General features: G+C 49.0%; 3 protein-coding genes. All 3 read left to right on the plus strand.

Annotated elements, in window-relative coordinates:
- Positions 1–550: SapC family protein (locus tag INT22_RS05795; RefSeq protein WP_193067860.1), on the plus strand; the 550-nt coding region annotated here is incomplete at its 5' end.
- Positions 551–1,148: 598 nt separating this feature from the next.
- Complete coding sequence (locus tag INT22_RS05800) at positions 1,149–1,730, plus strand: hypothetical protein (protein WP_193059443.1); 582 nt, start codon at positions 1,149–1,151, stop codon at positions 1,728–1,730.
- A 95-nt stretch (positions 1,731–1,825) separates the two neighbouring features.
- Positions 1,826–2,041, plus strand: coding sequence for a DUF6447 family protein (locus INT22_RS05805; protein ID WP_193059442.1), 216 nt, complete (start codon positions 1,826–1,828; stop codon positions 2,039–2,041).
- Positions 2,042–2,061: the final 20 nt, after the last annotated feature.

Here is a 2,061-nt window from a genome sequence, read left to right on the forward strand (position 1 = left end):
ACCTGCCCATATTCGCCGCTACCCTTTTATGCTGGCAGCTGTTCCGGGGGCAGAGGGCTCAGGCAGCGAGCGGCAGTATATTATTCAGTTTGATGCCGAGGCGAGCCACTTGGAGCGCCCTGATGGCCTGGCGCTTTTTGATGACCAAGGGCAGGCCACAGAGACGCTTCAGCAAATTCAGAAGGTGCTTACCAATCTAGAGCGGGAAAATCACCGCACCCTAGGCCTGGTGGCTGAGCTAGAAGCGGTAGGCCTGCTGGCCGAGCGGCAAATCCTTGTGGGCGAGGAAGGCAAGGGTGGAAAGCGTCTAACCGGTATCCGTTTGGTGGATGAAAAAGCATTGGCTGCACTCGATGCCGATACGTTGGCTAAGTTGCGCACCAGTGGCGCCCTGGCACTGGTGTACGCACACCAGATGTCGCTCAACAACCTCAAAGATGGCCTGCTAGCGCAAATGACCCGCACACCAGATGTGGCTGATCCACCCATGTCGTTAGATGAACTCTTCAACGAAGGCGATGACGACTTTGCCTTCGATTTCGATAGTTAATTCTTACAATCTGGGAGTTATCCATTGCCGGTAAGTTACAAACCTTGACCAACTGCGAAACCTCGTACAGCACCTGCGAGTTCTTTGAAGCTGTTCAGTATCAAGTGATGAGCATCTGGGTAATGGATGAACAAACTCAGTGCCTAAAGTAGCTAGCCCTATAGCTCGCCTCGTTGGTCTTGATAGCCATATCTTTCCTTACTCGGCGTGGCTTGCATAAAAACGACTTTCAATGATGGTACGCGGGTCTCAGGTTCTGGGGCGTTGGTGGGTCGCAATGGTTTGAAATCAACCCAGCAATATCGGTCGTCTGCATGGTATGCGTCAAGCAATGAGTTTTTGGATGATAAGGCAGGGCCAACGCTAGAGAGATGCTAATCGACTCCCTTTATGGACGGTGTTTAGCGCGGACCCTAGATGCTGAGGGAGCAGCTTATTGGCGTGCCGGAAGATATCGATACATACCTATTTGGCTAGAAATACTTCGATTGAATGTATTCTATTGAGCGACGTCAAAGGTATGGAATGAATATTTTTACCAGGCTGGTTGAATTAAGTACAATGCCGCGTTGGTTTTAGGCGACGAGATTGGGAAGTGATGGCGAAATTACCGAAAAGCATTGTTATTGAAGGACGTCGTTACCCTACGTGGGCATTAAGCGCTAAATCGCGTAAACAGCTGATAAACCTAGACTGTGTAGATGCGCATATCGCAGAGCTTCATCAACGGCTAGCGCATCATTATGTTGCTCGTGAGCATTATCAATTACTGCTGGCGAGTGCGTTGCCAAAACCCCATCGGCAGCCTTCAGTATCCGAAACCACCAGAAGTTTTTGGCAAAGTGTTTCAAAAGAATGGGCTCAAAAGCACTGGCCCACTAGAACGGCTACGTTAAGCTTGATCACCTTTGAATCGACTGGCCATTATCGGCAAGGAGATAGAGTGTTATGTTATGTAAAAGGTCATGGGGTGGTGGGTTGGGGAGTGGTTGAAATAGATATCCACTCAACCAAAAGGCATTTGGCCTGGCGAGTAAGCGTACCGACTCTGGATAAAGCGCTGCCTGCTAAAGCACTAAAAGAGTTTTCGCTACGCCACCCGAGTCGTTCATCGCAGTTGCTGCCAGCAGCAGCTGATATTGAAGGGCTATTGTCAGCGCTTGCAGCAAAAGCCGCATAATCGAAGGTTCATGAGATGCGTACGCTTTCGATATTCACGTGCACAGCTGTAATAATTCATCTCTAATTTTATGATTACCCATTAAGGAGCTATGTATGGCGAAGGATAAAGCACAAACAGTAACTATCGACGGTAGTGAATACAATGTGTCAGATCTGTCTGAAAATGCACGCAACCAGCTACTCAACCTGCGCGTGACTGATCAAGAGATTCAGCGTTTGAACCAGCAATTGGCTATCGCGCAAACGGCTCGCGCAGCCTATGCGCGTATATTAAAAGATGAGCTTCCGGAGCCACAAAAGACGCATTAAAGATAATCCCGCCTTATTCA

This window comes from Halomonas sp. 3D7M (assembly GCF_014897885.1).
Lineage (GTDB): Bacteria > Pseudomonadota > Gammaproteobacteria > Pseudomonadales > Halomonadaceae > Vreelandella.

Excerpts from the sequence above, each read along its gene's own strand:
- INT22_RS05800 (WP_193059443.1), top strand. The coding sequence starts at position 1,149 with ATGGCGAAATTACCGAAAAGCATTGTTATTGAAGGACGTCGTTACCCT.
- INT22_RS05805 (WP_193059442.1), top strand. The coding sequence starts at position 1,826 with ATGGCGAAGGATAAAGCACAAACAGTAACTATCGACGGTAGTGAATAC.